General features: G+C 71.3%; 23 protein-coding genes. All 23 read right to left on the bottom strand.

Annotation, left to right across the window (positions count from 1 at the left end; all coding sequences use genetic code 11):
• Positions 1-64 precede the first annotated feature (64 nt).
• Positions 65-1,423 carry a SagB/ThcOx family dehydrogenase gene (locus NE857_RS07345; protein ID WP_254420310.1) on the bottom strand — a complete coding sequence of 453 codons (1,359 nt, stop codon included), beginning with the start codon at positions 1,421-1,423 and terminating at the stop codon, positions 65-67.
• Positions 1,420-2,520 (bottom strand): thiopeptide maturation pyridine synthase, encoded by a 1,101-nt coding sequence (locus NE857_RS07340; RefSeq protein WP_254420309.1) that lies wholly within the window; start codon positions 2,518-2,520, stop codon positions 1,420-1,422. The genes NE857_RS07345 and NE857_RS07340 overlap by 4 nt, the downstream gene beginning before the upstream one ends.
• Positions 2,517-3,443, bottom strand: a complete 927-nt coding sequence (locus tag NE857_RS07335) for a lantibiotic dehydratase C-terminal domain-containing protein (RefSeq protein WP_254420308.1) — start codon at positions 3,441-3,443, stop codon at positions 2,517-2,519. Before NE857_RS07335 ends, NE857_RS07340 begins: the two co-directional genes overlap by 4 nt.
• Positions 3,440-5,944 carry a lantibiotic dehydratase gene (locus tag NE857_RS07330; RefSeq protein WP_254420307.1) on the bottom strand — a complete coding sequence of 835 codons (2,505 nt, stop codon included), beginning with the start codon at positions 5,942-5,944 and terminating at the stop codon, positions 3,440-3,442. Before NE857_RS07330 ends, NE857_RS07335 begins: the two co-directional genes overlap by 4 nt.
• Entirely contained in the window at positions 5,941-7,596 is a 1,656-nt protein-coding gene (locus NE857_RS07325; protein WP_254420306.1) for a SagB family peptide dehydrogenase, read from the bottom strand. Before NE857_RS07325 ends, NE857_RS07330 begins: the two co-directional genes overlap by 4 nt.
• Complete coding sequence (locus NE857_RS07320; protein ID WP_254420305.1) at positions 7,593-9,464, bottom strand: TOMM precursor leader peptide-binding protein; 1,872 nt, start codon at positions 9,462-9,464, stop codon at positions 7,593-7,595. Before NE857_RS07320 ends, NE857_RS07325 begins: the two co-directional genes overlap by 4 nt.
• Positions 9,461-11,272 carry a hypothetical protein gene (locus NE857_RS07315; RefSeq protein ID WP_254420304.1) on the bottom strand — a complete coding sequence of 604 codons (1,812 nt, stop codon included), beginning with the start codon at positions 11,270-11,272 and terminating at the stop codon, positions 9,461-9,463. Before NE857_RS07315 ends, NE857_RS07320 begins: the two co-directional genes overlap by 4 nt.
• A gap of 79 nt (positions 11,273-11,351) precedes the next feature.
• The gene (locus tag NE857_RS07310; protein WP_254420303.1) at positions 11,352-11,570 is read right to left on the bottom strand and encodes a hypothetical protein; all 219 of its coding nucleotides are present in this window, start codon (positions 11,568-11,570) and stop codon (positions 11,352-11,354) included.
• Positions 11,571-11,883: 313 nt separating this feature from the next.
• Complete coding sequence (locus NE857_RS07305) at positions 11,884-12,099, bottom strand: hypothetical protein (protein WP_254420302.1); 216 nt, start codon at positions 12,097-12,099, stop codon at positions 11,884-11,886.
• Between the two features lie 214 nt (positions 12,100-12,313).
• Positions 12,314-13,528, bottom strand: coding sequence for a DNA-processing protein DprA (locus NE857_RS07300; RefSeq protein WP_425571994.1), 1,215 nt, complete (start codon positions 13,526-13,528; stop codon positions 12,314-12,316).
• 171 nt (positions 13,529-13,699) lie between these two features.
• Positions 13,700-15,220 carry a YifB family Mg chelatase-like AAA ATPase gene (locus tag NE857_RS07295; RefSeq protein WP_254420300.1) on the bottom strand — a complete coding sequence of 507 codons (1,521 nt, stop codon included), beginning with the start codon at positions 15,218-15,220 and terminating at the stop codon, positions 13,700-13,702.
• Positions 15,220-15,591, bottom strand: coding sequence for a YraN family protein (locus NE857_RS07290; protein WP_254420299.1), 372 nt, complete (start codon positions 15,589-15,591; stop codon positions 15,220-15,222). The genes NE857_RS07295 and NE857_RS07290 overlap by 1 nt, the downstream gene beginning before the upstream one ends.
• Positions 15,592-15,743: 152 nt before the next feature.
• Positions 15,744-16,076, bottom strand: a complete 333-nt coding sequence (locus tag NE857_RS07285) for a DUF2469 domain-containing protein (RefSeq protein ID WP_017580739.1) — start codon at positions 16,074-16,076, stop codon at positions 15,744-15,746.
• Between the two features lie 249 nt (positions 16,077-16,325).
• Complete coding sequence (gene lepB / locus NE857_RS07280; protein ID WP_254420298.1) at positions 16,326-17,201, bottom strand: signal peptidase I; 876 nt, start codon at positions 17,199-17,201, stop codon at positions 16,326-16,328.
• 61 nt (positions 17,202-17,262) lie between these two features.
• Positions 17,263-17,622, bottom strand: coding sequence for a 50S ribosomal protein L19 (rplS, locus tag NE857_RS07275; protein ID WP_017580737.1), 360 nt, complete (start codon positions 17,620-17,622; stop codon positions 17,263-17,265).
• Between the two features lie 234 nt (positions 17,623-17,856).
• Positions 17,857-18,675 (bottom strand): tRNA (guanosine(37)-N1)-methyltransferase TrmD, encoded by an 819-nt coding sequence (gene trmD, locus NE857_RS07270; RefSeq protein ID WP_254420297.1) that lies wholly within the window; start codon positions 18,673-18,675, stop codon positions 17,857-17,859.
• An 11-nt stretch (positions 18,676-18,686) separates the two neighbouring features.
• On the bottom strand, positions 18,687-19,208 hold the full coding sequence (rimM, locus tag NE857_RS07265; RefSeq protein WP_017580735.1) for a ribosome maturation factor RimM: 522 nt from the start codon (positions 19,206-19,208) through the stop codon (positions 18,687-18,689).
• Between the two features lie 173 nt (positions 19,209-19,381).
• Entirely contained in the window at positions 19,382-19,624 is a 243-nt protein-coding gene (locus NE857_RS07260; protein ID WP_017580734.1) for an RNA-binding protein, read from the bottom strand.
• A gap of 2 nt (positions 19,625-19,626) precedes the next feature.
• Positions 19,627-20,103, bottom strand: coding sequence for a 30S ribosomal protein S16 (gene rpsP / locus NE857_RS07255; RefSeq protein WP_017580733.1), 477 nt, complete (start codon positions 20,101-20,103; stop codon positions 19,627-19,629).
• A 305-nt stretch (positions 20,104-20,408) separates the two neighbouring features.
• On the bottom strand, positions 20,409-22,010 hold the full coding sequence (gene ffh / locus NE857_RS07250) for a signal recognition particle protein (RefSeq protein ID WP_254420296.1): 1,602 nt from the start codon (positions 22,008-22,010) through the stop codon (positions 20,409-20,411).
• A gap of 169 nt (positions 22,011-22,179) precedes the next feature.
• Positions 22,180-23,433, bottom strand: a complete 1,254-nt coding sequence (locus NE857_RS07245; RefSeq protein ID WP_254420295.1) for a hypothetical protein — start codon at positions 23,431-23,433, stop codon at positions 22,180-22,182.
• A 421-nt stretch (positions 23,434-23,854) separates the two neighbouring features.
• A complete protein-coding gene (locus NE857_RS07240) occupies positions 23,855-25,198 on the bottom strand; it encodes an ammonium transporter (protein ID WP_017580730.1) in 1,344 nt (447 codons plus the stop codon).
• A gap of 465 nt (positions 25,199-25,663) precedes the next feature.
• Positions 25,664-26,854, bottom strand: a complete 1,191-nt coding sequence (ftsY, locus tag NE857_RS07235) for a signal recognition particle-docking protein FtsY (RefSeq protein WP_254420294.1) — start codon at positions 26,852-26,854, stop codon at positions 25,664-25,666.
• Between the last annotated feature and the right edge of the window lie 60 nt (positions 26,855-26,914).

The raw sequence follows: 26,914 nt of genomic DNA, 5'->3' as shown, positions 1-26,914 counted from the left end.
CACACCGATCCTCGACGCCCTCCGGCGTGGGCGCAGGAGCTCCGAAAAAGCTCCCGTCAACGGTTCAGAGCGGTACCTCCAGCGAGGCTCCGACATGGGCGGCCACACCGATCGGCGCCACGCACATCGTGGAGGCGTCGGGCAACTCCAGGTTCCCCTCGATCCCCGGGCCGTCGTAGGCACAGAGCGGGAAGGTTCCCAAGCCGCGGTCCGCCGCGACCAGTGCCGCCGCCTGCAAGGCGACGCCGGTGGCGACGGCCCCCACCCTGAAGGCGCCCGGCCCGTGCTCCCGGACCAGCGCGGGCAGGTCCAGGACCGGTACCACCACCCCGGCGAGCGAGAGGTTGAGCCGGTGGCCCGGAGCCCCGATCCGGGTGGCCACCCGCGGGTCCTTCGGCGGTACGAGTTCCCCGTAGCCGCCCAGCGGCGCCAGTACCGAGTCGACCGCGGCAGCCACCGGTGCGAGGTCGTCGGCTGACGGCGGCGGCGCCACGAATCCGCCTACCGGGCTGCGGCGGCGCAGCATGGCCCGCTCAGGGTCACGGGGCATCGTGATCTCGCCGAACTCCAGTTCCGGCCCCGGCACGGACCGGCGGGCGGCCATGAGGACGTCCTGGGGGTAGCGGTCGGGAACCGGCGGCACCCGCACAGGGGCCGGCTCGCTCGCGGGCGCGACCTCGCGGGTGGGCCCGACCGTGACGACCGCGAAGGCGATCTCGGTCTCGTCGCCCAGCTCCAGCAGATACTCGATCTCGTCGTCGGCGAAGGACAGCCGGGGAGCGCACTCCCAGCCCAGGTCGCGACCGGCGATCAGCAGCTGGGCCAGTGTGTGGCCGGTGTCCAGCAGGTGCAGCCGGTGGGCGAACTTCCCGTACCGGCCGGTGGTGCGCTCCAGCCGGGTCGTCAGCACGATGGTCAGATCGGAGACCGGTCCGCCCAGGGCCCGAGCCAGCCGTGGCCGCGGATCATCGGTGGTGACCCGCGTCAGCGCGTGGTGGACGGGGTTGTAGCGATGGGCTCCGGTCGGCAGCCCCGGCACCCCGCCCGAGAGCAGCCACAGATCGACCGGGTAGGCCGCACCGCCGCTGGCGACGAGCCGGAGCAGGGTGGTCATCACGTGCTGTTCGTCGAAGCCCCACCCCGGAGCTCCGGTGGGCAGGAAGGCCCGTGCCCCGGAGACGGTCAGGAAGCGGTGCCGCGCGAGACCGTTGCCGGTGGCCAGCATGCGGGAGATCCGGTCGACCGGTCCGGCTGGCCGGCGGACGGGGCGGGGCAGGGGGTGCTCACCGATGCCCGGTCGGCCCGCCCTCGTCGGATAGAGCTGGTACGCCCCCGACACCTGCGGCAGCTCGCGGTCGGCCAGGTAGGCCAGGACGGTGTCCTGGTCGGTGTCGGTCGCGTTCGTGCGCTCGGCCGTGCTCATGAATGCCCTTCTACGAGTTCGGTCTTGCCCGCGGCCACCATCGCCACGGCGTCGACCCCACAGGCCTGCTCCACCGCGTCGGCGACGACATGGCAGTACAGGAATCGGTCCACCGGGCGGATGCCGATCCGCGCCAGGTGCAGGTACAGCAGGTTCAGCGCCACCCGGTAGCGGAGGAACCAGGGGGCCTCGCGGAGGGTCTGCTCGAAGTCCCCGGAAGCGCGCAGGGCCCGGTGGAAGGCGCTGTGGCGCGTCTGTTCCACGGTCGCGCCGCCGCCCTCACCGCCCCCGCCGGTCGCGATCGGCCCGTCGAGGTCGAGTCGGCCGTCCGCGAGCAGCGGCCGGGCGTCGGCGGCGGCCCGGACGAGCTCCCGGCCCACAGACGCGGTCAGCGGATCCACGTGGGAGGCGGGCCCCTCGGCGTGGGCCCGTACCCGGCGCACGAGGGGGTCGCGCAGTCGGGCCGAGCGTTCGTCGAAGAGAGACCGGACCGCCCGCGGATCCGGGCTGCCCATGATGTGCGCCTCGGCGTGGGAGCGGTAGGAGACGAAACCGCGTTCGAGGTAGCCGCCCACCTGCCGCGCTATGAGCAGCATCAGGTCGACGACGTGGGTGCTCCGCGCGGGGCCCTCGCCCACCGCTATGGTGAGCGCGGCCTCGCCGGTCCGCTGTTGGAAGCCCTCGAACAGCTCCACCGCGTCGTGCGTACCGAGTACGTGCAGGCGCGGGTCGTGCGGCTCCTCCTCGACGGTGTTGTCGGGTTGCTGGGGTTCCAGCGGGCCGTGCTCGCGTTCGCGTTCGGCCAGTTGCCGGTAGGCCTCCCGGAGCGGCTCGGGGTCGAGCACGGTGGTGGACGGGAAGGCGGCGAGCGCGGGCCGGAGGTGGCGTTCCACCGCGGGGCGCACGATCCGCTCCCAGGCGGCGTCGTCGGCGTCCACGACGATCCTCAGGTGCGGCCCCCGGCGCCAGTGCCGTGTCCAGAAGGCGGGTAGACCCGCGGCCGCCAGTTCCCCGATCAGCGGTCGTACCCCGGACCGCAGCAGCGGCGCGGGGTCGGGGTCGTGATAGGCGACCCGGAGCCGCCGGGAAGCCGTCACGGCTTCACCGACACGGTCTCGGCCAAGGCCAGCCTGAGCAGTTCCATCACCAGTGCTTCACGTTCCATGTGAACCCCGAGTCGGTTGTTGTGCATGTGCAGCGCGGAAAGAGTCACCATCCCCCGGTCCAGGTCTTCGATGTCGTGCGGTGCGCTGCCCTCGGGCGGTCTCAGCAGACCACGCGCCGCTACGTCCCCGAGCCCGCCCTGGAGCCGCCGACAGGCCGTCAGCCACTCCCCCTCGCCGCCTGTGGGCTTCGCGGTCAGGGCATGCCGGACGAGCTGGCGGACGCGTTCCCCGGAGCGCTGCCACGACTGGTCGACGATCCCCTGCCACCGGGCACCGGTCCGTTCACCGATCCAGCGCCCGACCATGTGATCGACGAACCGGTTCACCCAGTGCGCGTCGCCGACCGCGGCCAGTCCGCTGGCCATGCACCACACGGCACGGGCCACGGAGTCGGTCGGGGTTCCGGCGTAGGCCAGGGCGTCGCGGCTCGACGCGGTGAAGAACTCCTCGACGTGCTCCATGGCCTCGGGTCCGCCGTACATCCCGGTCTCGGGCCGGTACACCTCCCAGGTGAGGGTGTTGTCCGGCAGCAGTTCACCGCCCGCCTCCTCACCCGGCTCGCCGATCAGCCCGACGAGCCGCCGGTACTCAGCGGGGTCGGCGGCGGTGCGTGAGGGACGCGTCCGCACCAGCTCCGCGAAGCGGTCCCGGACCTGTCGGCGCGCGAACTCACGGTGACCGGCGTCGGGCACCCGGAGGCGGAACCTGAGGTGCGGTCCGCCGGTCCAGTAGCGGACGTAGAACCAGCGCGGGGCCCGGTCTGCCAGTGCCCGCACGGTCGGCGCGACGACGGAGGCGACCACCGCCGAAGGGTCCTGGTGGTAGTAGCAGTGGGCGGTGATCCAGCCGCTCATGGTCGGTCTCCCGGCAGTTCGACGGCGTACTCCACGACCCGGTCCGGACCGAACACGTCCGGCGCGGCCTCCTGGAACAACAGCAGGTCCCGGCCCCTGGACAGCCGGGTCAGTTCCGCCGCCCCCCACCAGGAACACAGGTCCAGCGGCCGCGGCTTGCGGTCCTTGGCCTTCTCCATCACCCGCTCGGCGGAGTCGACGGCGTCGGCGGCCCGCGCGAAGACGACGTCGGGCAGCCCGAGGTCCCGGACCACGCGGCGAACTCCGACGAAGCGGTCGAAGTCGTCACGCCCCTCACCCAGGTCCAGCTCTGCGCGGGGCACGATCCAGCTCCGGCGCTCCAGGAGGACTCCGCCGACCCGCAGCCGTGGCAGAACCGAGGCCTTGGACGGTCGGGGAGCCGAGTGGAGCGCGCGGGACCGACCCACCAGGGCCCACGCCTCGGCCATGGGGGCGGCCAGGTCGAGCAGGAAGCGCAGCAGCGGCGGAAACCAGTACCGGCCCATGGTCCCCCGGTGGATGAGCCGCACCGGGCGGCCCGCCGAGCGCCACCACAGGGCTGGGAGCCCGGCCGGATCCAGGCGGATCTCCAGGTCGGCGGGGCGCACCCGCCGCTCCGGGGGCAGGGAGGGGACGCACCCCGGCCAGACCAGTTCGTGGGTCGCGTGCGGCGCCACCCGGTTGAGGGAACTGCGGAACAGGCCCGCCGCCTCGACGAGAAGGGGCCCTGTCTCGTCCCCCCGCGGTGCGGGCGGACCTGACCAGCGGCGGACCCGCGAGCCCGCCGTCCCGTGTCCGGGAGCGGCCGCGTTGAAGGCCACGGTGCCGTCGGCCAGGGGCTGGAGGAAAAGGGTCATGGGGTGGTCGCGGGGCAGCCAGGCGGGCAGGGCGTCGAGCAACCGGTCCACGGCGTCGGTGTCGGCGTCGAAGCCGGGGCCGCAGTCAAGCGGCGGGGTGAGGAGGTCCAGCAGCCCGCTCTGGAGCCGGCGCAGCTCATCGACCCTGGGCACACCGCTGTCCGCCAGGTGGAAGGGGTTGTCGCGCAGCCCGCGCAGCCGGGCCCCCTCCGGCCACCCGCCCGGGGAATCGCCCTCGTTCCAGGCCAGCCATGCCTCCAACAGTCCCACACGGGCGCCGTCTCCGAACCGTTGCCGGAGCCGTTCCGCGATGGCCAGACGGCCGGGCAGGGCCCCGTCGAACACCGACACCAGGCGTCGGACGCGGTGCAGGTCGTCGTCGAGCACCGACCAGTCCGGGGTCCGGGGCGGGGCGGACCAGCTGGGCAGGACGTCCTCGTAGCAGAGGTACTTGCCGGGGATCAGGGAAGGATCGCCTCCGGCGTCGGTCAGCGCCTCACCGACCGTCGCGCGCAGGCGGCCCAGGGAACGCCAGCGGTCGGCCGGGGCGTCGGCGGCCTCGGCCTCGCGTGCCGCCTCGCCGATCCGCCGGACCGGGGAGTCCTCCGGCAGCCCGAGGCGGTCGGCCGCGCCGGTCAACCGGTCCGGTGCCTGGTCCGGCACGCCGAGGTCACTCTGGAGGAGACCGGCCCCGACCAGCTGGCCGAGCATCGTCTCGGCCTCGGCCGGCGCCGCACCGAACTCGGCGGTGAGGAAACCGGCGAGTTCGGCCGGGCAGGCGCCGTCTCGGGCCCGTCGGACCAGTGCGAGCAGCCACGGTCGGGCGGGAACCCCCACACAGCGCCCGTCCGCGTGCGCGGCCAGGACCCGCTCTCCCGTGACGGTCAGGGTCGGGTTGGTCCGCAGGAGCAGCGGGCCGTGCGCGATCACCAGCAGGCGCTCCAGCTGGAACTCGACCTCGGCGTTGAGCTCGAGGTGGCGGGAGAGCCCGGTCGGTGCCGGGACCTGGAGCGCCTCCGTCTCCCCGCGCGCGTCCTGTGCTGTGGCCCCGCCCCCGGCGGGGAACGGCCCTGCGGTGGTCAGGGTGGAGAAGGGGCTGGTCTTCAAGGCAGTCCGCAGCACGTAGTTGGCCACGCGCCTGCGGGTGTTGAGGTGTTCGGGCGCGCTGGGCGGGCCGCAGAGCCACGCCTCGACGTCGGGGAACAGGGCGTCGCTGGCCATCGCCAGAGCACGTCGGAAGTCCGTGTCCCGGGCCAGGTCGGCCAGTCGGTGCTCGGCCTGCGCCCTTTCGGTGCGAAACGAAGCGCGTGCCTCCTCCAGGCACCGGTCCAGCTCCTGGTGGTACGAGCCCAGCTGGCCGAGGAGCTCTCGCGCTGGCGCCGACAGCCGGACCAGGGCCTCTTCCGGCAGCGCCTTGGGGGGACGCCCGTTGTGCACCGCCCGGCGGCAGGCCAGCAGCGCCCGGCGTACGGCCCGGTCCTCACAGCCACCCACCGCCGTGTGGATCAGGTCGGCCAACTCCTCGCCCTGGCGGCCCAGGTCCCTCTGGAGGGCGTCGAGGTCGTTCAGAAGGCGGGCGGTGCCGGGCAGCTCGCCCACCCGTGCGCTGCCGCTGGGCAGGCCCGCTACGCGTACGACGATCAAGGCCGCACCCTCATCCCCAGGTGCCAGGGCGCGTTGGGCTCGCCCAGTACCAGAAGAAACACCGGTATCTCCCGTTCACCGTCCAGCCCCAGCAGGCGGGCACACTCGTCGGCGTCGTAGCTGTTGGTCACCCGCGCGGACAGCCCGTGTGCGGCCGCGGCCAGCGAGACCCGCTGCGCCACCACTCCGGTGAGCAGCTGGGTCGCGCGGAAGGCACGCCTGGGGTGGTGTTCGAGCAACCGCGCGGCGTCCGCGGTGACCGCCACCATCAGCGGCGCGGTCCGTACGTTGATCTCCGTCCGCCACACGTCCATGGCCTGGAAAGGGGGGCGCAGGTCTGCGCGGCTCACGGTGCGCAGAGCGCCGTCCACGTAGCGGTAGTGCCCCTGCGGCAGGTCGGTGACCGCTCCCGCGATCACGTGCAGCCCCACCTCGGGCGGGGCCGTCTCGTGCCACAGGTCGTCGGCGTCCGGCCGGACCGCGTCGAGCAGGATGTCGGCCACGACCCCCACCGGCACCGGCTTCGCGGCGGGCAGGAACACGTCCGGGCCGGAGTCGCGGCGCAGCACCGCCGCCCCCGTGTCGGTTCCGCTCTCCTGCCGCAGCGGCGCCAGCGGCAGGTCGGTGTCGGAGCCCGCCGCCGGTTCAGCACCGGCCAGCGGAGGGCCGGCCGCCGCCCCGACCGGTTCCAGCTCCGCCGGGTCGTGCAGCCTCGAGGCCCGTTCGACCGCCAGGGTCCGGTGGCTCAGCACCGGTTCGAGGCCGCTTCCACCGGCCACGGGGACCACGGTCCGCCTCGGCGGAACCGGAGCCGCCGGGCGGTAGCCCGGCTCCGTCGGAGCGTTCGCCCGGTCCCACAGCGGCAGGAGCGCCAGAACGGACTCGGAGTCGTCGTCGGGCAGCGCCAGCAGTTCGGCGAGGGCCTCGTCGAGGAAGCGGAGCCGCGTGTGGCCGCCCAGGCCAAGGGCCGAGGCCACGACCCGGAGGTTGCCCAGGACCAGCCCGGCCTCCTGGGTGGCCAGCCGGTAGGCGTAGTTGCGGTACCGGAAGGCGGTCTTGCCCAGCCTGGCCGTGACGACCAGCACGGTCCGCGCACCGTCGAGCCGTGCCGCCGAGGCCGCGGCCAGATCGGACCGTCCCACGTCCTCGCGCAGCTCGGAGAGCTCGTGATGGGCCGGATCGTAACGGTGGACCCCGTCCGGCGCCGCGTCCGACCACACCGCCAGCTCCACCGGGTAGAAGCACCGGGCCGAGGCCACCGTCCGGTGCCAGGGCCATTCCACCTGTGGACCGAGGTCCGTACGGGAGAAGCCGTAACCGTAGAACAACAGCTCGCCCAACCGCTCCAGATCCGAGCGGCGGCCGGAGCTGGAGCGGTCGGCACCGGCTCCGGGGGGCGTCTGCTCCTCCCGGAGCGCGGCCCCGAGCGGGCCGATCCGGTGACGCGGCCCGGCGGGGAGCCGGAACCTGCGCCGCGGGTCGGCGGGGCGGGTGAACAGCGGGGGGCGGGCGGGGTCGTCGAGCCCGCCCTGCCCCTGCGCGTGGATCGCCTGCCACCGGTAGTGCACGTCGTACAGGTACTCGCGCACCAGGTCCGCGTCCTCGTCGCCGGTCACGGGTACCGCCGTCGTGTTCGGATGGGTCCTCGTCATGGGAACGGGTGCGGGTCGGGGTTCACATCGTCGAAGCCCTGCTCGGCCGCCGCCTCGAACACCCGGTCGAGGCCGCGCACGCGGCGGAACCTGTGGCCGAAGGTCATCGGCAGCATCCCCGGAACGATCACCTTCACGCAGAAAAGGCCGCCCGCCCGGTGCTCGGGGGTGGTCTGGTCGACCACCACCACCTCCAGACCGTGCTGTCCGAGCCGCTCCACGGTCTCGTCGAGCAGCGCCTTCAGGTCGGTCGGCTCGCCCGTGTGCAACCGGGGATCGGGGGCGGCCATCGCCCGCTCGGGGCCGCCGAACAGGAACGCCAGGCGGTCCTGGGCCTCGGGCCGGCCGTTGAGCTGGCTGTGGTGCAGCATCGACGTGCACAGGTCGCTGTCGTCGACCATGCGGCGGGCGAGATCCTGGACCTCGGCGGGCTCGTCCTGGTGCTGGGCGATGATCGGGGCGATTTCCAGCAGCCCGGCCGCCACCGCCTCCTCCATGTCGAAGTGGGACGCGGCCGCGCACAGGAACCGGGCGTACCCGTCACGCTCCTGCCCATCGACGACCCCGATCCACACGCTGGGGACCCCGTGCTCGGCCGTGGTGTCCCAGGCGTGCACCGTGTACCCGGTCAACCGCTCGATCCGCTCCAGCAGGAGCGGCACCGTGGTGCCACGAGCGGTGCCGAGGTCGATCCGCTCCGGAGTGCGGCGCGAGTACCAGGTCATCAGGAAGGCGTCACGCTCGATGACCTCCATCAGCCCGTGCAGGATCGTCTCCGGCATCGAACCGCCGACCGCGCAGCCGTTCGAGATCTCGTAGAGGAACCGGGGACGGTCCGGGCGGACCAGACGGGTGCGGTAGTAGGCGTAGGTCTCCGGCACGAGCACCGGTGCGTCACGGGTCAGGGACCGGCCCCAGACCCAGTCCAGGTCCGCGTCCTCGGTCCACCGCTGGCAGGGGAAACCCTCCTCGTCGTAGCGGTGCTCATCGTGCAGGCCCAGCCGCCGCAGGTCGAGTGCCTCGGGAAGCTCCCGGTAGGCGCCCGTGACCACGCTCCGGTGGCCGGACGGGCTCATCCCGCCCCAGCGCTCGACCGCCTCGGCGACCGCGGCCGCACCCGACTCGCGGTAGGAGGGGGTGCGCCCGATGCCCTGTTCGACGTCGGTGGAGTTGCGCAGGCCCAGCGGCGCGGTCATGTTCGGGAACACGCCGCCGCCGTACTTGAAGAGGGTGCGGACCATGCCCACGTCCCGGTCCACGTAGGTCGGGAGGAAGGACTCGTCGTCCACCAGGGACTTGGTCCGCATGGAACCCGGCTTGCGGGACAGCGAGGCGCTCGGCATGAGCACCTCGGTGTCCTCGGGGTTGTCCTCGGGAAGCGCGCCGCACACGGCGCACAGCGGGTCCGGCAGGAGCACCGCCCGCCGCACGCCGAGACCGACAAGCCGCACCACCATCACCGGCAACCGGTCCCCGGCCTCCCGGTCCAGCTCGATGAGCCTGTCAGCGGTCTGGGCCGCGAACCCGGCGTGGAGGCCGGTCAGGGTCGGCGGACGCCACCGGCGCAGGAGCTCCGGGTCCCGGCGGTCGATCTCGGCCATGGGCTCGGGGAACTCCCGGGCCAGCAGAAGACGCGACTCCAGGCACTCGGGGCACCCGGGTCGGCCCTCGCGGATCACCGGGCCGATGTAGAGCCGGTCCCGGCGCGCGAGCACCGGCAGCACCGGTCCGCTCCCAGCGGGAATCTCCGGCAGTACCCCGGCCTCGCCGACCACCACCGTGTACTCCGGCGGAACGACGGCACGCAGAGCCTCGGCCAGAACACCGTTCCCGACCACGGTCGGGGCCGCCGTCATCGACTCGGTCACAGCTCCACCACCCTGACCAGGTGCGGTGTGGCCGTCCGCAGGGCCGGCTCGCCGTCCAGCTCCACAGCTCCGAGCCGGAGCCCGCGCGCGGCCAGCAGTTTGACCGCGCCCTCCGTCGTCAGCAGGTGTCCGGCCAGTGAAGCAGCAGTGCCCACCGGTTCGGGAACCCCGTCCGGGGGCGGTGGCGCGGTGCCCGGTTCCGGCGCGCACTGCACCGCCGTGGTGGCCCGGACCAGGGCCAGCTCGGCGGCGCTCGCCAGGTCCTTGCCCGAAGCCCGTGCCAGCGGCTGGCCGCCGGTGGCGACCAGGACCGTCGGCAACTCGGCATCCAGCCGGAAGAGGCGTACGGTCGACCGGGTCAGCAGGTCAAGCCGGTGCGCCTGTTCGGCGACAGCGTCGGGGAGGTCGTCCCGGCCGATCAGCGGGGCCTCCTCCGGGACCGGCACGGCCCGTTCGGCCGCGTAGTCGAACACCGCCTGGGAAAGCGCGCTCTCACGGTCAAGCGCGGCCCCGATGCCGGGAACGTAGGGGTCCCGGATTCCCACCGGAGCGACCACCGGCCCCGGCTCGCCGCTGACGAGGTCCCGGGCGGGCCCGCTCGACGGATGGGCGGCGGCCAGGCGGCCGAGCGCGGCCAGCGTGGCACTGTGCCTGGCCTCGACGAAGGCGTCGGCCGCACCGAGCACGTCGCTGGTCTCACCGCCCTTGACCATGCGCGCCACGGCGACCCGGAGCGGCAGCTGGACCGGGTGCTCCTCGATCTCCAGGAAGGGGCCGGTCAGCGCGTCGAACAGTTCGGCCGCGGCCCGGGAGAACGACTCGCTGTCGACCGGTGCCGACGACTCCTGGGTCCCGCCGGACGCCGCGGCGGAGCCGACCGCGAGCACCCGCCCGGTCTGGGACTCCAGGGTCCGCAGGTCGATGCGCTCCACTTCACCGGCGACCGGTTCCGGGTAGGCGCCGGTGACGGCTCGAAAGACCGAGAAGAGCGCGGTGTTGGCGGGCACGCCCACGGCGGGACCGCGCAGCCAACTGGAAGGACCCACGGGTAGCGCCCCGGTGTCGGCCAGCCGCGCCTTCGCGTCGGCCCAACCGGCGGCGCCGCCCGGAACCGGGCCCACCCACGCCGTGTCCCGGCTGACCAGGACCGGCAGCAGGGGTGCGGAGCAGGCGCCCGCGACGGTGTCGACCAACGCCGGGTCCTCGGTCAGCACGACCACGAAATCGGCGGCGGCCACGCTCGCGGCGAGGTCGGCGGCCGGGGTCTCGACGAGTTCGAGCGAGGGGTCCTCATCCCTCAGCGCCTCGACGTCGGCGGCGCGCGCGGCGCGGGCGCCGGCGTCCTCCGCGGGGTCGACGACCTCCACGCGACGGCAGCCGAGGTGCCAGGCGGCGCGTGCGGCGGAGTCGGCGAGCGGGGCCTGGCCGACGACCACGAGACGGGTGTCGCGCCAGCGCTCGAACCGGGCGGGCCCGGACTCGCACCGGAAGTCCACGTAGGCGATCTCGGCCTGGTAGCGCGTCAGTTCCGACTCGGTCAGCGTGTGCGGCAGGTCGTCGCCGACGTCCCGTACGAACCCGTTGCGTTCGAGCAACGCCACCAGGTCACGGGCCATCTTCTGATGTGCGGGGGACAGCCCGGAGACCAGGTCGTCGAGCTGCGCGGAGCCGTCAAGGCTCGGCGCCAGCAGTTCCACCCACTGATAAATCGATCCACCGCGCAGATTCACCGATCGAACGCTGTCGATGATGAAGGCCCCGTCGGAGGTCGGGACGTAGTAGACGTCTGGCCGGAGTTTCGGTCGCATCCGCGCCCTTCTCTTCTCTCTCACCGTTGCGAGGGGACGGCCCCGGCGCTGGGAAGCGCACCGGGACCGCCCCACCGGGTCAGCTGCAGCAGCAGCACGGGCAGCAGCTGCAGCAGCTGCAGCAACCGCCGCCGCTACCGGAGGCGCCGATCTCCATCATGGCCAGCGTGGAACCGAGCGACTCGATACCGCCCGGGGAGTCGGTACCGAAGCCGAGGACGCCCTCGCTGCTGGTGCTGAACTCCTCGACCGGAAGGTCACCGAGGCCAGCGGAAAGCTGGTCAGCCTTGATCGACATGGAAACCGTTCCCTTTCCTTGAATGAACCGCCGAAACCGAAAAGTGTCGGCGTACAACCATGATCCCCGCACCTACTTACAGCGCGCCTACACCGGGTTTGCACCTTCGTTCGGGCCGCACGGAAAGCATCCGGATAATGGATCCGCGTGTTTGAAGGCGCGCCCGGCACACCTGGTCCGCAGCGGCTCCGGTCCCGAACACGGGACCAGCGGGCCGATCGGAGAAGCTGCCCCGACCGGCCCGCCAGCCCTCACTCCGTCAGACCGAGCCGCTCACCGCTGCGGCCGCCAAGCAAACGCCCAGCCTGACCTATCAACTGCAGCAGCAGCACGGGCAGCAGCTACAGCAGCTGCAGCACTCACCGCTGCCCGAAGCGCCGATCTCCATCATGGCCAGCGTGGAACCGAGCGACTCGATACCACCGGGCTGGTTGGCACCGAAGCCGACGACACCCTCACTGCTCGCGCTGAATTCCTCAACCGGGAGGTCGCCGAGGCTACTGGAGAGACCATTGGCGTCAATGGACATAACTTTCCTCCTTTCTTCTTCGAAGCATTGACCAGATGTCGAGTGATCGACGCTCCCCACTGTCCCTGATCGCATTTACAGCACGCCTACCGCACGCTTTATCCGGGCTGACGTCGGCCACGGCGCATGCTGCCCCAGCACGCTCCGGGCCCATCACCGCTCGCCTCCTCGCCCGTACGCCGGCGTCCCGTGGGGGCGTGGCGCCGCCGTCGGATCAGACCGGAGGCATCCGCGGACTCCTCGCCGGGAGGCGCCAGCCGGCCTCGCAGCGTTCCACCAGGCCCGCCGCGGCCAGCAGACCCAGGGACCGCATGGCGTCCGGCAGGTCCTGACCGCACTTCCTGGCCACCGTGGCGGGGCCCAGGCCCTTGCGGGTGACCGCGGCCAGGACCTCCGCGGTCCCCTGATCCAACGCGGCCGGGACCAGCAGCGGCCCCGGCTCCTCCGGTTCGGCCTCGCCCAACGGGACGATCTGCTCCACCACCTCGTCCGCCCGGGTGACGCAGACGGCCTTGCCCTCGCGGAACAGGCGGTGGCAGCCCACCGACATCGCGGAGGTCACCGGGCCGGGCACGGCCATCAGCGCCCGGTGCAGTTCGACGGCGTGGGCGGCGGTGTTCAGGGCCCCGCTGCGCCTGCCCGCCTCCACCACCACCGTGCCGGGGGTGAGCGCGGCGATGAGCCGGTTGCGGACCAGGAAGTCCGGGCCGCGCGGGGTGCGGCCCACCGGCCACTCGCTGACCAGCACCCCCTTGCCCGCCACGTCGGCGAACAGGGCCGAGTGCGCGCTCGGGTAGTCCACGTCCAGCCCGCAGGCGAGCACCACCACGGTTGCGCCCACCGTGTTCGCGGCCCGGTGCGCGGCCCCGTCGATCCCCAGGGCCCCACCGGAGACGATCGTGAAGGAGCGCCCGGCCAGGTCGTAGGAGAGCTCCGAGGCCACGTGCAACCCGTAGGAGGTGGCGGCCCGCGCTCCCACCACCGACACCGCCCGCAGGCACAGGTTGCGCAGGTCGCCCCGGCCCCGGACCCAGAGCCCGTAGCAGAGCCGGCCGCCCGGAAGCTCGTCGAGCCGCCCGGGCCACTCCGGGTCGCCTGGGGCGACGAACCGCACCCCGGCCTCGGCCGAGGCGTCGAGCAACCGGTCCGGATCCGCCTTCCGGGACCGCGCCGACCAGCGCTGCCACCGCAGCAACAGGTTGCCGGGCAACTCGCCCCCGAACGGCGGAGCCCCGGGCGGCGGTCCCCCGGAGACCAGGGCCGACCACACCGCCCCGGCCCCGTGCTCGGCCACCATCGTCCCCAGCCAAGGGTCGCTCGGCGGCCCCACCGCCGTCAGACACACCCGCGCCCGCACCTCGTCCTCGTCCCCCACACGACCTCCCAGCACTCCGGCCCCACCGACTTCCCCGCACGCACCCGCGTCCATGTCCGGCCCCGGGTCTTCGGGGGTCCTCGTCGTCGTCCCGGGCCCGCGCGGTCATGACCAGACAGGCCACGGCCAGGACGAGGACCAGGTCGAACGTCGCCAACGTGAACACGAGGATCACGAGCTCCGGGCCGGGGCGCCACAACTCCGTGGGTACGGCGTCCACCGGCGTCACCAGGCCCTTCCGGACCACAGGGCGTAGGCGTAGGCGGTCTCCTCCTCGCCCGGGCGGTCACGGCCCGCGAGATCGGCCAGGGTCCAGGCGACCCGGAGGGCACGGTCGACACCCCGGGCGCTGATCTGGCCCCGGTCCATCGCCCGGCCCAGCACGCGCAGGGCCGACTGCTCCACCGGGAAGTCCCGGCGCAGGCGGGCCCCGGGGATGGCCGCGTTGGTACTCCACGGGGTGTGCTCCAGCCGCTCCCGGGCCCGGCTGCGGGCCTGCGTCACCCGGGCCGCCACGGTTTCGGAGGACTCCGCGAAGGCCCGGTCGGCGAGCAGCTCGGCGCGGGCCACCGGCTGAAGGTCCACCTTGAGGTCGACCCGGTCCAGCAGCGGACCGGACAGCCGGGACAGGTAGCGGCGCCGATCACCCGCCGGGCAGCTACAGAGGTTGCCCGGTTTGGCGCAGGGGCAGGGGTTGGCCGCCATCACCAGTTGGAAGCGGGCGGGGAAGGCAACCGTGGAGGAGGCGCGGGCGATCACCACCTCGCCGCGCTCCAACGGTTCGCGCAGCGAGTCCAGCACCCCGCGGCCGAACTGCGGCGCCTCGTCGACGAACAGGATTCCGTGGTGGGCCTTGGACACCCAGCCCGGCCGCGGGTTCCCGTGACCGCCCCCGATGATCGAGGCCCGGCTGGAGGTGTGGTGCGGTGCGGCGAAGGGCGGCACGGTGACCAGCGGGGCGCCCGGCGGCAGCAGCCCGGCCACCGAGTGGATCGCCGTGGTCTCCAGCGCCTCGGCCGAGGACAGGGCGGGCAGGACCGTGGGCAGGCGCTCCGCGAGCAAACTCTTCCCTGTTCCGGGAGGGCCCAACATCATCAGGTTGTGGCCGCCCGCCGCGGCGATCTCCACCGCCCGCCGGGCCACCGGCTGACCCAGCACGTCGGCCAGGTCCGGGCCCCTGTCCCCCGTCTCCTCCCGGGCCGGTCCCGGTTCCGCGGGGTTCTCCGGTTCGTCTCCCCCGCGCAGCCAGTCGCAGAGCTGCGCGAGGTCGGCCACCGCGGTGACCTCCACCTCGGGGACCAGGCGGGCCTCGGCCGCGTTGCCGGTGGCCACCACGAATCGTTTGAACCCCTGGTCGGCGGCGGAGGCCATGGCGGGGAGTACCCCGCGCACGGGGCGGGCCCGGCCGTCCAGGCCGAGTTCGGCCAGGAGCACGGCGTCGGAGAGCCGGTCCGCGGGCACCTCACCGGCCGCGGACAGGACGGCGCCCGCGATGGCCAGGTCGAAGAGGCTGCCGGACTTGGGCAGGCTGGCCGGGGAGAGGCTGATGGTGATCTGCCCGCTGGGCCAGCTCTCGGAGCTGTTGGCCACGGCCGCGCGGATCCGGTCGCGGGCCTCGCGCAGGGCGGCGTCGGGCAGACCCACCAGGGTGACTCCGGGGTCGCCGCCGCCCAGGTGGACCTCCACCTCGACGATGTGCCCCTGCACGCCCAGCAGGCTGACGCAGTAGGTGCGGGAGAGGGACATCAGGTCATCCCCCGCTCGTGGGAGACGAACACCCGGCCGCCGACGACCAGCACACAGACCCCGTCGATCCGCAGCGGGAACAGCGGGCAGCGGTACTGTTCGGCCCAGGACCGGGCCAGTGCGCGCAGGCGGCGCCGCTTGTCCGCGGTGATGGCCTCCACGGGATGGCCGTGCCGCAGCGAGGTGCGGGTCTTGACCTCGGCGACGACCAGGACCGGCCCGTCCCTGGCCACGATGTCGATCTCCCCGGCCCCGCCCGGGGCGCGCCAGTTACGGGACACCACCCGCATACCGGCGCGTTCCAGGTACGCCGCGGCGAGCTCCTCGCCGCGGCGTCCCGTCTTCCTTCGGTACTCGGCCCACCGATCCACCGGCGACCACCTCCCGATGACAACGGTCGGTGATCGGCCCGTGGCGCACCAGGGGTCAGTTTTTTCTGTGGATAACTTCCGCCGCGGAGCGACTCGACAACCGGGAACGGCAAGGGGTCGTTCCCAGGCCCCAGCCCTACTCGGCGGAACCTCTACTCACTGGGGCGTCCACCATCGGTAGGGGGCATCTCGAGGTCGGACTTGGTGATTTCCTCGACGTTCACGTCCTTGAACGTCACCACGCGCACGTTGCGCACGAACCGGGCGGGACGGTACATGTCCCAGACCCACGCGTCCTCCATCACGACCTCGAAGTACATCTCCCCGTTCTCGGTCGAGCGGGGCTGAAGGTCCACGTGGTTGGTGAGGTAGAAACGCCGTTCGGTCTCCACCACGTAGCCGAACAGGCCGACGACGTCGCGGTACTCGCGATAGAGCTGGAGCTCCATCTCGGCCTCGTACTTCTCCAGGTCCTCAGAACTCATGTGCGCGCTCGCTTTCGTCAGCACTCTCCGGTCATGGTGTGCCGGTTCCCCTCACGTGGACACCGCGGCCGCCCGGCTTGTTCCCGCCGACGGACCCGGGCCAGGTGTTCGAAGAACGCCGATACGATCCGAGATCCATCATGCGTCACGGAACGCACTTTTGTGCCCCGTCGAGCGGATTTCCTTGGACGGATCAATCACCCACGCCGGAGAAAACGTCGTGACCTGCGACGATGATCGAGAGTAAAGTCAGTCGTCGGCGGCGTTCAGCTCGTCGAAGGACGGCGGGACGCTCAGCGACCCGGCCTGGCTGAACGGCCAGATGATGACGAAGGCCCGGCCCACGACGTGGTCGATCGGCACGGCACCGCCGCCGGGGTTGTTCTGGTTGGCCCGGGAGTCGTAGGAGATGGCCCGGTGGTCGCCCATCAGCCACAGGTGCCCCTCCGGCACCTCGATGGGACCGAACTCGCTGTGGCTCGCGACGCTGTCCGGGAAGAGGTAGGCGTCCTCCTCCAGCGGCACCCCGTTGACCAGCACACGGTTCTGGTCGTCACAGCACTCCACGGTGTCACCCGGCAGGGCGATGACCCGCTTGATGTACTCCTTGCCCGTGGGAGCCGCCCCCAGCTGCTGCTGCACCCAGGTGAACCCGCGGCTGATCGGGTTGCTCGACTCCGGGGGCTGCACGACGGTCGGGTCGTCCCACGACCCGTCGCCGTTGAAGACGATGACCTCGCCTCTCTCGATGTCACGGATCTGGTAGACCACCTTGTTCACCAGGACGCGGTCACCCACCAGAAGGGTGTTCTCCATCGACGACGAGGGGATGTAGAACGCCTGCATCACCCAGGTCCTGATCACGAACGCCAGCACCAGGGCGATCACGATCAGGATGGGGAGTTCCTTCCAGAACGACCCCTTCTTGGCACTGCTCTGGGATTTGCTCATGTCGGCGCCCGCCCCTTCCTCCGGCTCCTGACCAGCCGCGTCGGATACACCACTGGCTCCCAGGCGCTGATGCGTCTGGGAGCCAGTGGCGGAGCTGTGCTCCTCCGGGCCGGGCCGGGCGGAATCCTCGTCCTGGACCCCGTCCGCGCCGAGGTCCTTCTCGTCTTTGCTCATCGGCCGAAGCCTATACCGCCACCCGAGGGAGCGGCGCGGTTCCGGCCGGATCAGGCAAGACCTACTTGTTGATGGGCTCGCGGCGCTCGCGGATGCGGGCGGCCTTGCCGCGCAGGTCGCGCAGGTAGTACAGCTTGGCGCGACGCACGCGACCGCGGGCGGCGACCTCGTACTTCTCGATGGCCGGGGTGTGGATGGGGAACGTACGCTCCACGCCCACGCCGTAGCTCACCTTGCGAACGGTGAAGGTCTCGCGGTTGCCCGAGCCCTGGCGGCGGATGACAACGCCCTTGAAGACCTGGACACGGGTGCGGGTGCCCTCGGTCACGCGGACGTGAACGTTGAGGGTGTCGCCCGGGCGGAAGTCCGGAACGTCGGTGCGAAGCTGAGCCTTCTCAAGCTCCTGAATGGCGGTGTGCATCTCGCGAATCCTCATCAATAGCGCGCCGCGTCCTGCCCCCCGGCTGTTCCGGGGAGGGGGTGCGCGGGCGAGGCCCTGTTGGGTCTGAACAGTCGAACCACCCGGTGACCAACACAGAGGCCGACGTCGTGCCGCCGGCATGCGGATGCCTTGGGGCCACCAGGGGGGAACTCACCTAGTTTGCCATATGATCCCGGCCGACCCGAACCGGCTGTTCGTCACTGCCCGGACGCGCTAGTCGGCACCGGCCGACTCCGCCGTCTGGACTACCTCAGCAGCCCCAGCGGTCCTGGCCGCCTCGGCCTCCGCCACCTCGGCGAGGACCTCGCGGTCGCGCTTGTCGAAAGCCTCCGCCGGGGTGGCCTCGATCAGGTCGGGGCGGTTGCGCGCGGTCTTGCGCAGCGCCTGGTCCCGGCGCCAGCGGTCGACCGCACCGTGGTTCCCGGAGAGCAGGATCGGCGGGACCTCCTGGTCGCGCCAGGTGCCGGGCTTGGTGTACACCGGCCCCTCCACCAGGTGCTCCATCCCCCCGGAGGCGAAGGAGTCCTGGACGTGCGACTCCCGGTTGCCGAGCACACCGGGCAGCAGCCGGGTGATCGCCTCCACCATCACCAGTGTCGCGGACTCGCCCCCGTTGAGGACGTAGTCACCGATGCTGATCTCCTCGACCGGCATGCGCCGGGCGGCGTCGACAGCCACCCTGGAGTCGATGCCTTCGTAGCGCCCGCAGCCGAAGACCAGGTGCTCCTCCCCGGCGAGCCGTTCGGCGTCGGCCTGGGTGAAGGGGCGCCCGCTCGGGGTCGGCAGGATGAGCCGCGCGGGCCGCTCCGCCACGACCTCGTCGAGGGCCTCGCCCCACGGCTCGGGCTTCATCACCATGCCGGGACCGCCGCCGTAGGGGGTGTCGTCCACGGTGTTGTGCCGGTCGTGGGTCCATCCGCGCAGGTCGTGGACGCGCACGTCGAGCAGGCCCGCCTCGCGCGCCTTACCGATCAGCGACAGCTCCAGCGGAGCGAAGTAGTCGGGGAAGATGCTGATGATGTCGATGCGCACTGCGTACTCGTTCAGTCGGTGTTCTGGAGGTCGAGCAGGCCGGGCGGCGGGTCGAGCACGATGCGGCCGCCGGCGACGTCGACCTCGGGAACCAGGGCGGCGACGAACGGCACCAGGACCTCGTGTCCGCCGGCCTCGGCGGTGATGACCAGCACGTCCTGGGCGTGGTGGAGGACGTCGTCGACACTGCCCACCGTCTCGCCCCCGGTGGTGACGGCGGTCAGGCCGATCAGCTCGTGGTCGTGGAACTCGTCGGGGTCGTCCAGCGGGGCGATGTCCGCGGAGTCCACCAGCAGGAGGGTGCCCCGGAGCGTCTCGGCGGCGTCGCGGTCGGCCGTGCCCTCGAAGCGGATGAGCAGTTTGCCGCTGTGCCGGCGGATCGCGGCGAGCTTCAACGGACCGACGTTCGCCGGGTCCGTCTGGAGCTCGGCGCCGACGGTGAACCGGGCGTCGGGGTCGTCGGTGCGCACCTCGACGGCGACCTCGCCGCGGATACCGTGCGCGCGGCCGATCCGGCCCACCACGAGTCGCATGAGTGCTTTCCTTCGATCGTCTCTGAGTTCTTCCGGGTTCTTCCGGGTGTCGGTCCCCGCTCCGGAAGAAGGGATGCCTCCCCCTGGGAAGGCCGTGCCCGGGGCCGTTCGCACGGTCCCCGGGCACGAGTGCGGGGCGCCGACCGTCAGCGGTCGGCGCCCCAAGAGGCGCGTCAGCGCACTTCGTTCAGGTCCAACAGGTCCACACGGACGTAACGGCCGCCGGCGAGAGAGCCGACGACGGTCCGCAGTGCCTTGGCGGTCCGGCCGTTGCGGCCGATGACCTTGCCAAGGTCGTCTGGGTGGACCCGGACCTCCAGAACCTTGCCCTTGCGGAGCCGTTTGGCTCTCACCTGGACGTCGTCGGAGTTCGCAACGATCCCCTTCACGAGGTGCTCAAGCGCCTCTTCCAGCACGATTAGGCCTCGCCCTCGGACTTCTTCTCAGCCTCAGCGGCCTCGGCGGGCTTGTCGGCGGGCTTGTCAGCCGCCTTCTCCGCCTTGTCGGCCTTCTTCTCGGCCTTCTTGGCCTTTTTCTCCTGGCCGGGGAGCACGAGCTCCTTCAGCGCGGCCTGGAAGGCGGCTTCCTGGGCCTCGGGGTCCTTGGCCTCGGCGACCTGGAGCGGAGCCGGGGCGGCAAGGCCCTTGAACTTCTGCCAGTCACCGGTCTTGCGCAGGAGGACCTTCACCGCGTCGGACGGCTGGGCGCCCACGGACAGCCAGTACTGGGCCCGCTCGGAGTCGATCTCGATGAGACTCGGGTGCTCCTTGGGGTGGTACTTGCCGATCTCCTCGATCGCCTTGCCGTCACGCTTGTTGCGGGCGTCGGCGACGATGACACGGTACTGGGGCGTACGGATCTTGCCCATACGCTTGAGCTTCAGTTTGACAGCCACTGGAGTGGTCTTCTCCCGATTAACGGTGTTAGGCGCCTGACAGGCGGCCCACGTGGGGTTGTGGAACCCGTCGAGGCAGGACGTGGGTGGCGGGCTAGTTAGAGGGCCGGCCCGTCCACCGTTAGTCGACTACTCATTGTGCCAGACGCGGACGTGTTCCTTGGACAGGACACCACTACCCGCCCGGCTTTATCAGAGAACAGACACGGCCCGCCCGGGAAGTCCCGGTACGGGCCGTGGTCGGTCTCACTCTCACCACACCGCCACCACTGCCACCTCGGCAGTTTGGGACGGGCTGCTTCGCGCTACTTCTTCGGCAGCTTGAAGTTCGACAGGTCCGGCATGTTCGGGCCGCCGAAGCCGGGCGGGAGGTTGGGCTGGCCACCGCCGCCACCGCCAAGGCCCGGGGGCAGCTGCGGCATCTCCTGCGGCCCCTCCTCCTGGCGCCGCTTGCGCTCGGCCTCGCGCTCGGCCTCCTGCTGACGGGCCTTCATCGGGTTGCCGCTGCGCTGCTTGCCCTTCTTGGCCTTCTTGGCCTGGGCCTTGGCCTTCTTCTTGTTGGCACCGCCCATGCCCGGCATCCCGGGCATCCCCGGGATGCCGCCGCCGTTCTTCATCTTGCGCATCATCTTCTGCGCCTCGAAGAAACGGGTGACCAGGCCGTTGACGTCGCTGACCTGGGTACCGGAACCGTTGGCGATGCGAAGACGACGGGAACCGTTGATCATCTTCGGGTTGGCGCGCTCGCCCGGGGTCATCGACTGGATGATCGCCTGGATGCGGTCCAGGTCCTTGTCGTCGATGCCGTCGATCTGCTCGCGCATCTGACCCATGCCGGGCATCATGCCGAGCAGGTTGCCGATCGGGCCGAGCTTGCGGACCATCGCCATCTGCTGGAGGAAGTCGTCCAGTGTGAAGTCGTCGTCCGAGGCCATGGTCGAGGCCATCTTCTCGACCTCGGCCTCGTCGAACGTGCGCTGGGCCTGTTCGATGAGGGTGAGGACGTCACCCATGTCCAGGATGCGCGAGGCCATCCGGTCCGGGTGGAAGAGGTCGAAGTCCTCGAGCTTCTCGCCGGTGGAGGCGAACATGATCGGGCGGCCGGTGAGGTGCCGGATGGACAGGGCAGCACCACCGCGGGCGTCACCGTCGAGCTTGGTGAGCGCGACCGCGTCGTAGCCGACACCGTCCAGGAAGGCCTGGGCGGTGTTGACCGCGTCCTGACCGATCATGGCGTCGACGACGAAGAGGATCTCGTCGGGGTTGACCGCGTCGCGGATGTCCGCGGCCTGCCGCATCATCTCGGTGTCCACACCGAGGCGGCCCGCGGTGTCGATGATGACGACGTTGTGGTTGTTGCGCCGCGCGTGCTCGATGGACTCGCGGGCGACCTCGACGGGGTCGCCCACGCCGTTGCCGGGCTCGGGGGCGAACACGGGCGTGCCCGCGCGCTCACCGACCACCTGGAGCTGCGTGACGGCGTTGGGGCGCTGGAGGTCGGCGGCGACCAGCAGCGGGGTGTTGCGGTCGTCGGAGAGCCACTTGGCGAGCTTGCCAGCCAGGGTGGTCTTACCAGCGCCCTGCAGACCCGCGAGCATGATCACGGTGGGCGGGGTCTTGCCGAAGCGGATCTGCCGGGTCTCGCCACCGAGGATCTGAACCAGTTCCTCGTTGACGATCTTGATGACCTGCTGCGCCGGGTTGAGGGCCTTGGAGACCTCTTCGCCGCGGGCGCGCTCCTTGATCCGCGAGATGAACTCACGGACCACCGGCAGCGCGACGTCCGCCTCGAGCAGCGCGAGACGGATCTCCCGCGCGGTCGCGTTGATGTCCTCCTCGGACAGCCGCCCCTTGCCGCGCAGCGAGGAGAAGACCGATGTGAGCCGGTCGGAAAGCGTCTCGAACACGAGTTTGGCCAGTCCTTCGTCGTCGGAATTGACTCCTTAGCCTACCTCCCACCCGTCACCCGGAACGATATCCGGGCCTGGGGCCCGAGAGAGGGCTCGGGAGGTGGCAGAGGAAGGGGCGGGGAGCAGGCCCCCGCCCCGGCTTCGTCAGTCGTTCAGCGACCGAGAACTACTCGCCCTCGGTCTCCTCGGTGCCCTCTTCGGTGCCATCGGCACCCTCTCCGCCGTCGGTGCCCTCGCCGTCCTGGGCCCCCTCAGCGTCCTCGGCGTCCCCGGTGTCGCCCGCGAGGGTGGCCTCGCGCTGCTCGGCGAGGGCGGCGAGCATCTCCTCCTGCTGGTCGGCGCTCAGCCCGCGGGTGGACAGCCGGGCCTCGCCCTGGATGTCCTCGTAGGTTTGCGGCTCGGAGGTGACGATGTTGTAGTTGGCGTCACAGGACAAAGCAAGGGTGCCGCCCGCCTCGAGCGACCCGTTGTCGGAGCACTCCTCCTCGCCGATCTCCTCCTGGCTGAAGGTGACGTCCATGCGAACCAGGACCGTTCCGCTGCCGGAGGCACCGGCGTCGCGCACGGTGCCGGACCAGGTGCAGTGCGGGCCGTCGTCGCACTCCATCGCGGGCTGTCCGTCCCAGCTGACCTCGATCCGAGCGTCTCGGGAGCCGGTGAGCTCCTCCTCGGTGGTGGTGGTCAGGCTGGTGTACAGCTGCTCGGCGGCGGCCTCGTCGGCCTGGGCCAGGTCCAGTCGGACCTGGGGGCCGGACTCACCGCCCTCGGGGATCAGCTCCTCGATCTCGATGCGCAGGATCTGGTTGGTCTCGGCGTCGACCCACAGCTGGTTGCGCTCGCCGTTGAGGTCGATCTTGTAGGCGCGGGTGTCGTCGAGGTTCTCCTCGACCGCTTCGTCGCCCTCCAGCCCGATCTCCTCCAGGATCGCCGCGAGCGCGGGCGGGGCGAGCGTGTTCTGGGGGTTGATACCGGCCTGGCCGGTGCTGGAGCGCACCCAGGTGCCGCCGAACTGGTCGCTGTCGGGGCCGAAGACCCCCTTGTCGAGCCAGAACTCCTCGTCGGCGCGCAGGAAGATCTTGTCGTCCGCGGCGATCATCTCCGCCTCGACACCGTTGGCGCGGACGGTTCCGCTGGACGCGCCCCCGTCGGCGACGGTCAGGGTGGTCTCCTGGATCTCCCCGCCGACGCTGGTGGCGACCTGCCCGTCCGCGGTGAGCGCGGGGTAGTCGGCCAGGTCGGCGAGGGCCTCCTCCAGCAGGGGCGCGGCGTCGACCGGCTCGGCGGCCTCCTCGGTGGGCCGCGGTTCGTCGTCATCGCCGCCGAAGCCGCAGCCGGCCAGTCCCAGCGCGGCGATCGTGCCCACCGCGACGAGGGCGAGTCCTGCGCCCTTGGGGCCCCTGTTGCGAGTAACCGGCGCCATCTTGCCTCCTGACCCCGAACCTGTGGGGTGCTGATCCGAATGCGCGTGAAGATTGGGTCATCGGGAGGGTCCCGAACGGTGCCGTCACCGCCTGACCTCTCCATGACGTGAGATGCGGCTGCGGGCCTGCCGGTTGCGTCCGATGGGCCTGTCTCCAGCCCTCCCCCGACGCTCTTCGCCGTTCCCCGTAGCACCGGGCCGGCTGCCGCACCGCTTCGAAAGAGTATCGAACGCGGGCACGGCTCACGGCCAACACCACTCCATGAACACGTACATATGCGCCGATTCCATCGGTTCGGAACCGGGGCAGCAGGAAGGAGCAGGGAGAACGCGAACGGGGCCGACGGGGGGATTCCCCGTCGGCCCCTGGATCACCTCACCGCGTCAGCGGTGCAAGGCCCGCGGCCTCGCCATTGAGGTCCTAGGACTTGACCTGCGGTGAGGCCGTCTCCCCGCCCGGAGGCGTCGACGAGGAGACCGCTTCTTCCTCCAGCTCGTCGAGCTCGTCGAAGGCGTAGGCCGACTCCGCGTGCAGCTCGTGGTCGAGCCCGTTGGTCTCGACCTCCTCGGCGATCCGGAAGCCGATGAGCAGGTCGATGACCTTGGCGATGATGAAGGTGACGATGAAGGTGTAGACCATCACGCCGACGACCGAGATGGCCTGGGCGGCGAGCAGGCCGATGCCGCCGCCGTAGAACAGGCCGTTGTCGCCGCCGCCGGGCACCGCCGATGCGGCGAGGAAGCCGAGCGCGAGGCAGCCGATGATGCCGCCGACCATGTGGATGCCCACGACGTCGAGGGCGTCGTCGTACTTGAACTTGAACTTCCAGCTGATCGCGTAGGCACAGACCGCACCGGACAGGGCACCGACGATGATCGCGCCGACCGGGGTGACGTTGGCGGCCGCCGGGGTGATGGCGACCAGTCCCGCGATGGCGCCGGAGGCGAAGCCCAGGGCGCTGATCTTGCCGTAGCGGAAGCGCTCGACGAGCATCCAGGCGGCGGTGGCGGCGGCGGTGGCGACCTGGGTGTTGACCAGGGCCAGGGCGGCCTGCTCGTTGGCACCATAGGCGGATCCGGCGTTGAACCCGAACCAGCCGAACCACAGGAGCGCGGTGCCCAGCAGGACGAAGGGCAGGTTGTGGGGACGCATCGACTCCGAGCCGAAGCCCTTGCGGCGGCCGAGGACGAGAACCAGGGCCAGGGCCGCGATGCCGGCGTTGATGTGGACGGCGGTACCGCCGGCGAAGTCGATGACCTCGGGCAGGCCGGTCCACTCGTGCATGCTGGCGATCCAGCCGCCGCCCCAGACCCAGTGAGCGACGGGGAAGTAGACCAGGAGCGCCCAGACCGGGGCGAACAGCAGCCAGGCGCCGAACTTGGCGCGGTCGGCGATGGCACCGCTGATCAGGGCCACGGTGATGACCGCGAACATGAGCTGGAAGCCGGCGTCGACGAGCAGCGGGAAGCCCCCGTCGGTACCGTCGATCGGCTCGACCTCGGTCAGGATGCTGCTCAGGCCGACGTAGTCGAAACCGCCGATGAACATGTCGAGCGCGCCCTGACCGGGTGCGTAGGTCAGTGAGTGGCCGACCAGGACCCAGAGAACGCTGACGATCGCAATGCTGCTGAAGCTCATGAGCATCATGTTGAGGACGCTCTTCGCCCGCGACATACCTCCGTAGAAGAAGGCCAGGCCCGGGGTCATGAGCATCACCAGCGCGGCGCTCATCAGCAGCCACGCGGTGTTGCCGGTGTCAATCATTTCGTCGCCTCCATGGGACGGACGGGGGATTGTCTGGAAGGGCGGCAGTCAGCGAGCGCATCATCGGGCCCGATGCAGATCACCACGGCGACAACTGTCTGACCGGGGTGTTTCTCGGCCGGATGCGACATGTTGCGCGGGCGTAAAAGGACAGACAGAAGTGTTAAGGGGCCGTGAACAGACCGTGCAGGTCGCGCAAATGCTCATGCATCGGCACAGGAGCCACACCTCACATGAACGGAACGGATTCCCCCAAACACATGGAGTGAGATCTCACATCGATAACGACGGCGGTGTCAGGTATGCGGTGCCCGGTGTTTCACCGGGGTTGCCCCCGGATAAAACCGCTGAACCCGCTCGTGGGGCCGAGCCCAGCGATCCGGGCCCAGGGCCTGCGGCCCCGGACAGCGAACGGCCGGACACCCGTGTGCGGGTGTCCGGCCGTTCTTCGTCGGCGGTTCGGGGTCAGCCGAGGATGGCGTCCACGAAGACCTCGGGGTCGAAGGGCGCGAGGTCGTCGGGGCCCTCGCCGAGCCCGACGAGCTTGACGGGCACGCCGAGCTCGCGTTGGACCTGGACGATGATGCCGCCCTTGGCGGTGCCGTCGAGCTTGGTCAGGGCGATGCCGGTGACGTTGACGACCTCGGCGAACACGCGCGCCTGACGGAGGCCGTTCTGGCCGGTGGTGGCGTCCAGGACGAGGAGGACCTCGTCGACCTGGGACTTCTTCTCCACCACGCGCTTGACCTTGCCCAGCTCGTCCATCAGGCCGGTCTTGGTGTGCAGGCGTCCGGCGGTGTCGATGATGACGGTGTCGGCTCCGTCCTCGATGCCGCGTGCCACGGCGTCGAAGGCGACGCTGGCGGGGTCGGCGCCCTCGTCCTTGCGCACGACCGGGGCGCCGACACGGCTGCCCCAGGTCTGGAGCTGTTCGCTGGCGGCGGCGCGGAAGGTGTCCGCGGCGCCCAGGACCACGCTGCGGCCGTCACCGACCAGGACGCGGGCGAGCTTGCCGGTGGTGGTGGTCTTTCCGGTGCCGTTGACACCCACGATCATGATGACGGCCGGGCGGTCGCCGTGCGGTTCGGTGCGCACGACGCGGTCGGTGTCGGTCCCGAGCTGTTTGAGGAGCTCGTCGCGGAGCAGGCCGCGGACCTCCTCGGTGTCGCGGGTGCCGAGCACCTTGACGCGGGTGCGCAGGTTCTCGACGATCTGGGTGGCCGAGGTGACACCGATGTCAGCGGTGATCAGGGTGTCCTCGATCTCCTCCCAGGTGTCCTCGTCCAGGGTCTTGGCGGAGAGCAGGGTGAGCAGGCCCTGCCCGAAGGAACTCTGCGAACGGGCCAGGCGGGCGCGCAGGCGGACCATGCGCCCGGCCGACGGGGGCGGGGTCTCGATCTCGGGGGCGGCGGGCTCGGCGGGTGCCGGAGCGGCGGTGTCCTCCGCGGGGGGCGCGTGGGCGGGGGGCGTGCTGACCGCCCCCTCCTCCCGTTCTCGGTCCTCCTGCGGCGGGGCTGCCTTGGGCTCCTGGGTGACCTCGGGCTTGGTCTCCTCCTTGCCCGGCTCGACCGAGCTTCGGGTCCTGACCAGGAAGAACCCGCCAACCGCCAGGAGGGCGACGACGACGATGATGCTTACGAGCAAGGTGATGTCCATAGCGTGTACCAGTCTCCCAGAGTGTCCGACGCGTTCGCGTCACGCTCCGGTGGCGCGCCG

Source organism: Nocardiopsis exhalans (genome assembly GCF_024134545.1).
GTDB classification, from domain to species: Bacteria; Actinomycetota; Actinomycetes; order Streptosporangiales; family Streptosporangiaceae; genus Nocardiopsis; species Nocardiopsis exhalans.
This window is presented reverse-complemented; position numbering and strand designations above follow the sequence as displayed.